Source organism: uncultured Campylobacter sp. (assembly GCF_937949835.1).
Classification (GTDB): domain Bacteria; phylum Campylobacterota; class Campylobacteria; order Campylobacterales; family Campylobacteraceae; genus Campylobacter_B.
In genome coordinates, this window is the sequence record NZ_CALEDC010000368.1 from 1 (window position 1) to 5,530 (window position 5,530).

6 protein-coding genes are annotated in these 5,530 nt (G+C 42.9%); 5 read left to right on the top strand and 1 reads right to left on the bottom strand.

Annotation, left to right across the window (positions count from 1 at the left end):
- Positions 1–73: 73 nt before the first annotated feature.
- Positions 74–1,039 (top strand): DUF3137 domain-containing protein, encoded by a 966-nt coding sequence (locus tag Q0256_RS08380; RefSeq protein ID WP_297962162.1) that lies wholly within the window; start codon positions 74–76, stop codon positions 1,037–1,039.
- A 46-nt stretch (positions 1,040–1,085) separates the two neighbouring features.
- Here Q0256_RS08380 and Q0256_RS08385 read toward each other — a convergent pair whose 3' ends face one another.
- Positions 1,086–1,964: an aminotransferase class IV gene (locus Q0256_RS08385; protein WP_297962164.1), complete on the bottom strand. Its 879-nt coding sequence runs from the start codon at positions 1,962–1,964 to the stop codon at positions 1,086–1,088.
- 83 nt (positions 1,965–2,047) lie between these two features.
- On the opposite strand from Q0256_RS08385, the gene Q0256_RS08390 reads away from it, so the two are divergent.
- The 4 genes from Q0256_RS08390 to Q0256_RS08405 form a co-directional block, all read left to right on the top strand.
- The gene (locus tag Q0256_RS08390) at positions 2,048–2,551 is read left to right on the top strand and encodes a hypothetical protein (protein WP_297904971.1); all 504 of its coding nucleotides are present in this window, start codon (positions 2,048–2,050) and stop codon (positions 2,549–2,551) included.
- 409 nt (positions 2,552–2,960) lie between these two features.
- On the top strand, positions 2,961–3,770 hold the full coding sequence (locus Q0256_RS08395) for a transporter substrate-binding domain-containing protein (RefSeq protein WP_297962166.1): 810 nt from the start codon (positions 2,961–2,963) through the stop codon (positions 3,768–3,770).
- A 94-nt stretch (positions 3,771–3,864) separates the two neighbouring features.
- Positions 3,865–4,671 (top strand): transporter substrate-binding domain-containing protein, encoded by an 807-nt coding sequence (locus Q0256_RS08400; protein ID WP_297962168.1) that lies wholly within the window; start codon positions 3,865–3,867, stop codon positions 4,669–4,671.
- A gap of 100 nt (positions 4,672–4,771) precedes the next feature.
- A partial coding sequence (locus tag Q0256_RS08405; RefSeq protein ID WP_297962170.1) for a transporter substrate-binding domain-containing protein occupies positions 4,772–5,530 on the top strand: 759 nt, incomplete at its 3' end.

Below are 5,530 nucleotides of genomic sequence, written 5' to 3' on the forward strand. Positions count from 1 at the left end.
ACGAGGCTGTGGTGAAATTTTATCAAGAGAATGATTTTTATAAAATTTCGGATCAAAAAATTTAAGGAAACGCATGCAATTAGACAGGGCAATAGCACTAAGTAGAGCCAAACAAAAAAAGTGTATTTGCAAGGTAGTGATGATCTATGCCAAGATAGCATTTTTGTATCTGTTTCCGTTTATCGTGATGTTTGCGATCGATGCGGTATTTAAAACAGACGATGATACGGATTACAAGATGATCGAAGTCTATCTTATCTACGCGGTGCTTTTGATTATTTATGTTGCTTGCATTTACGACGGCATTGCAGACGCCGCTTATGAATATAAACTATTTTACAAAAAAGTTTTGGTGCGCACGGCGATCTCGCAGGCGTATCCACAGCTTACTTATTCGCCAGGACGTGGCATAAGCGCGAAGGAATTCAGGCGAGCGGGAATCTTTGCAAACTCCGATTTTATCGGCGAAGATGAGATAAAAGGCGAATGGGATGGGGTAAAATTTAGCCTTAGCGAGGCGATTAGAATCAAAAAGAACTACGATCTGGGCATAGACAATACCTATGTGAAGCTAGCTTCGCTTGCGATGAGCTTATATGATGCGTATATGGATTTTAACGGCAGCGTGCTGATATGCGAATTCGGCAAGAGATTTTACGCCAAAACCATCTTGGCGAGCCGCGAGCTAAATACAAAAATTTTAGGCGAGAAGGAGCTAATGGACAACGTCATTTTTAATAGCGAATTTCGCGTGTTTGCCGACGACAAGGTAGAAGCTCGCTATCTATTGACGCCCACGCTGATGGAGCGACTAAACGAGCTAAAGCGATACTACCATAAATTTAGCATAAGCGCGGCGTTTATGGATAATAAATTTTACCTATTTCTAAACGGCGCGACGAACCGCTTTGAAACAGAGCTATTTAGCATACCTCCGACAACCGGAACAGCGTATGCTCATCAATACGAACTGTCTGAAATTTTAGAATTAGTAAGCGAGCTGGGTCACATAACCGGGGAGCTAGAAAGCAAAATTTAATCAGCCCGCATAATTTAAATTTAACGGGCTAAATTTGACCGCCCTATTACAGTCCCGCTTCGGCTCTTAGCCGCGCGGCATACATCTCGCGCAGGCACGGTACGTATTTGCCGACCGTGCCGCCCCCGATCGCTCTGCCGTCAGCTTTTACGATCGGCAGCACCATCAGCGTCGCCGCGCTGATAAAGGCTTCATCGGCTTCATAAACCTCGCTCATTCCAAACGCCCGCTGCTGCACGCTCAGCCCCGCCTGCTCGGCAAGGCCCAAGATCACCTTGCGGCGGATGCCGGGCAGTATGTCGTTTGAAAGCGGTCGCGTGATCAGAACGTCATCTTTGATGATAAACGCGCTGGAGCTCGAGCACTCGGTAACTAGCCCGTCCTCGATCAAAAAGCACTCATAAGCGTCCGCCTTGTGGGCCTCGTGCTTTAAGATGCACTGCGCGAGAAGCGAGATCGATTTTATATCGCGCCTGTGCCAGCGGATCTCGGGCAGGCTTACGATCTCGATCCCCTCTTTTGCGAGCGGATTATCAAAAATTTGCGTATGATACACAAAAGCAAAGACGCTAGGCTCTATGCCGCGGACGTAATCAAAATCGCGCATCGCCGCGCCTCTTGTGATCTGAGTGTAGAAAGCACCCTCGCTCACGCCGTTACGCGCGATGAGCTCATATAAAATTTCCTCATATTTTTCGCGAGAATACGGAATTTTTAGCTCGATCTGCGCGGCGCTGCGCTCAAAGCGCTCCCAAAAATCCGCTCTGTCGCAAATTTTAGAATTTACCACGGGTGCTACCTCATAGATGCCGTCTCCAAGCACGAAACCGCGATCAAAAGGGCTTATCGCCGCATCCCTCGCCGCGCAAAACTTGCCGTTAATATAGACTATCTCATCGCCGCTCATTCCGCTGATTTCAAACATAATCTCTCCTTGAAATTTTATGAGATTTTATCTTATAACAATTTAATTTAAGATATAATGCCGCAAAAATCGAAGGAAACCCTATGGATAAATCAAATTTTAAAGATAGGCTTTTAGAAATTATGTTTCATGTATCGCATAAACCCGTGCTTTTCCGTGATCTGCTCGAAGCCAACGCCGAGTTTAACGACGGAATGCTCGTCGATCCTTCGAAGCTAAATTTTAAATTTAACTACGGCAAATCCTACGTTATCTTCGCTTGCTTCGCATTCGTCTGCGTTATGTTTTTGATAACGCTGACGCACGCGATGTTTGAAAAGATCGACTTTCACTTCTCCATTTTATTTACGATCATAGCGACGTCGGCGGTTTTTATCGGCTTTGATTGCTTCAAAGCGTGGGCTAGAAAAAAACTTACTCACGAGCTCATCAAACGCGCTTGGGCAAACCATTTCCTCTACTTCCCCTACGAAAAATACAGCCGCATAGTCGAAAATATCTACAACGAAGCGCTCAAAAACGATGTGCCTAGACGCGAGCTAGAACAATACGTGCTAAGCAAAATCGTAGAAGTTGGCGAAAAATAGTTTTAAAATACCACAAAATTTTATAACATAAAACAACATTTCAACCCAAGCAAATTTTAAAATTTTATTGCGAAATATGCGGCACGTAGGCAAGACGTAAAATTACGGCTCGAAAAGCAAGCGGCACGATGGATAAATTCCAAATCAAATTATATGCCTGTGCTGCAAAAACTGCGCCGTAAATTACGATAGATAAATTTTAATTAAAGTCTATACTTTCCTGAGCGACATTTCGCTACGGCTAAATTTCACTTCATAAAATTTATCTATCGTTTCTTAAATTTTAATCTTGCCCACTTACTACCGATTTAGCAATCCGTATTATGTAATTGAAGTTATGTTTAACTATTTTAGGGTAAAATCACGCAATATCTAAGGGATAATATAAAATTTAAGAAAAGGATAGTTTATGAAGCTACTTTTTTGCATTATTTTTGCACTTTGCAGCGGTGTTTTTGCGGGCAGTTTGGAGCAGATCAGATCTGCCGGAGTCGTTAAAATCGGTGTTCGTGATGGTAGGCCACCTTTTAGTGATGAAAAAAGTGGTAATTTCGAAGGCTTTGAAATCAACCTTGCAGACGCTATAGCCAAGAGCATATTCGGCGATAAGCGCGGTAGAGTCGAGTTCGTCCCTCTAAACGCCAGCGATAGGATCTCTGCATTACAAAACGATAAGGTAGATCTTGCGGTCGCGACCATCACGATAACGCAAGATAGAAAAAGGCAAATCGACTTTTCTTATCCATATTTTTCGATGAGCTTGGGAGTTTTGACACGTAAAAGCGACGGCATCAAAAGCATAGACGATCTTTCAAACAAAAAAGTCTTAGTAGAGGGTAACGGTACTACGGCAGAAAATTTTTTGTATAAAAATAAAATCCACAATCTAATCCATTGCTCCATTACTACCGAATGCTACGATATGCTTAAGCAAGGCAAAGCCGATGCTTACGTTAACGATAATCTCATTGTACTAGCTTATTCCATTATCGACGACAATTTAGAAGTAGCAATCCAAAATCTAGGTAATCCGGAATTCTTAGGCATCGGAGTGCGCAAAGGCAATACCGAACTGCTTGATCTGATAAATAAAGAGCTTGTTACACTTAGCAAGCAGGGCTTTTTCGAACGTTCTTATGATGAAACTTTCAAGCCATTTTATCAAGGCGCTGCAGATAAAAAATACTTCTTACTAGATGGGCTCTATGCCATATTTTAGGACGAAATTTAGCAGTGTTTTATCTAACGGCTTCGACTAAAACGTCATTTATGATAAGCGGATAATATGCGAAATCCAATTTTAAGGACATAAAATGAAACTACTTTTTATAGCGGCTCTATTTTGTGCGGCGCTTTTTGCCGATAGCCTAGATCAAATCAGACAAAACGGCGTCATTCGCATCGGAGTGCGCGACGCCCATCCGCCGCTTTGCGAGTCTAATGGCGACAAATTTGAAGGATTTGAAATCGATCTTGCAAACGCTATTGCTAAAGAAATTTTCGGCAAAAAAGAGGGCAAAATCGAGTTCATTCCACTAAGCGTAAATGATAGAATTCCATTTTTAGAGGCAAATAAGCTTGATTTGGTAATCGGCCTATTTAGCATCACCAACGAACGAAAAAGAAAGATCGATTTCTCCCTCCCCTACCTTTCCGTAAATTTGGGCATATTAACGCGTAAAGCCGACGCTTTTACCGATATCGCACAGCTTCATGATAAAAAGATCGTATTCGAAGGTGATGCGACGGTAGCGGAGAAATTTTTTAAAACCAAGGGATTTAAAAATTTAGGCCATTGCGCTTCGGCTAAGGAATGCTACGAAATGATTCGAAATGGCGATGCGGACGGCTATATAAATGATAATCTCATCGTGCTTGCATATTCCGTCATCGATGATACTTTGGAAGTGCCGTTTAAAAACCTAGGTCCTAGCGATTTCATCGGCATCGGCGTGCAGAAAGACAACAAAGAACTACTTGATTTCGTCAATGCAGAGCTCATTAAACTAAGCAAAGAGGGCTTTTTCAAAAAGGCCTACGAGCAGAGCTTTGATCCATTCTATCGCGGTACGGCGGATAAGAAATATTTTCTGCTAGATGGAATTTATAATATGCTCTAAGAGCTTGCTTTAAATTTTGAGTCCGGCTTTTAGAATTTTAATAAATAAAATTTCCCGCTTAGTTTGAAAGCGGAAGAGAGATTAAATTTAAGGATTTGCCATGAAATTGCTTCTTGCATTGTTGCTACCATTTATCGTTGCTTTCGCCGATAGTCTGGAACAGATCAGATCAAAAGGCGTCGTTCGCATCGGCGTTTACGACGGACAGCCTCCTTTTAGCGAGCTAAACGATGGAACTTTTGAGGGTTTTGAAGTTACGATGGCACAGGCCATAGCAAATGATCTTTTCGGCGAAAAAGGCGGCAGAATCGAGCTTGTGCCGATGAAGGTCGAGGATAGAATTCCAGCATTAGTAAACAACCGCGTAGATATCGTCATCGCTACGATTACCATTACGCCTGAACGCGCGCAGCAGATCGATTTTTCAACACCGTATTTTTCAGTAAATCTTGGAGTTTTAACCCGCAAGGCCGATAGAATAAAATCCTTAGCCGATCTACGGGAGAAAAGAATTTTGCTCGAAAGCGGCGGTACGGGCGAGGCGTTTTTTAAACAAGAAGGCTTTGGAAATTTTACATTTTGCAAGATCGCCAGGGAGTGCTACCGCATGCTAAAAGACGGCGACGTGGATGCCTACGCGACCGATAATCTCATCGCAATGGCATATCCGGTAGTCGATAGCGAGGTAGAAGTGCCGCTTAAAACTCTAGGCAAGCCCGATTTCATGGGTATTGGCGTGCAGAAGGGCAATAAAGAGCTACTGGATTTCGTCAATGCAGAGCTTATAAAGCTAAGCAAAGAAGGCTTTTTCAAAAAGGCTTATGAGGATACTTTCGAGCCGTTTTACCGCGGCACTGCG

Excerpts from the sequence above, each read along its gene's own strand:
- Q0256_RS08380 (WP_297962162.1), top strand. The coding sequence starts at position 74 with ATGCAATTAGACAGGGCAATAGCACTAAGTAGAGCCAAACAAAAAAAG.
- Q0256_RS08385 (WP_297962164.1), bottom strand. The coding sequence starts at position 1,964 with ATGTTTGAAATCAGCGGAATGAGCGGCGATGAGATAGTCTATATTAAC.
- Q0256_RS08390 (WP_297904971.1), top strand. The coding sequence starts at position 2,048 with ATGGATAAATCAAATTTTAAAGATAGGCTTTTAGAAATTATGTTTCAT.
- Q0256_RS08395 (WP_297962166.1), top strand. The coding sequence starts at position 2,961 with ATGAAGCTACTTTTTTGCATTATTTTTGCACTTTGCAGCGGTGTTTTT.
- Q0256_RS08400 (WP_297962168.1), top strand. The coding sequence starts at position 3,865 with ATGAAACTACTTTTTATAGCGGCTCTATTTTGTGCGGCGCTTTTTGCC.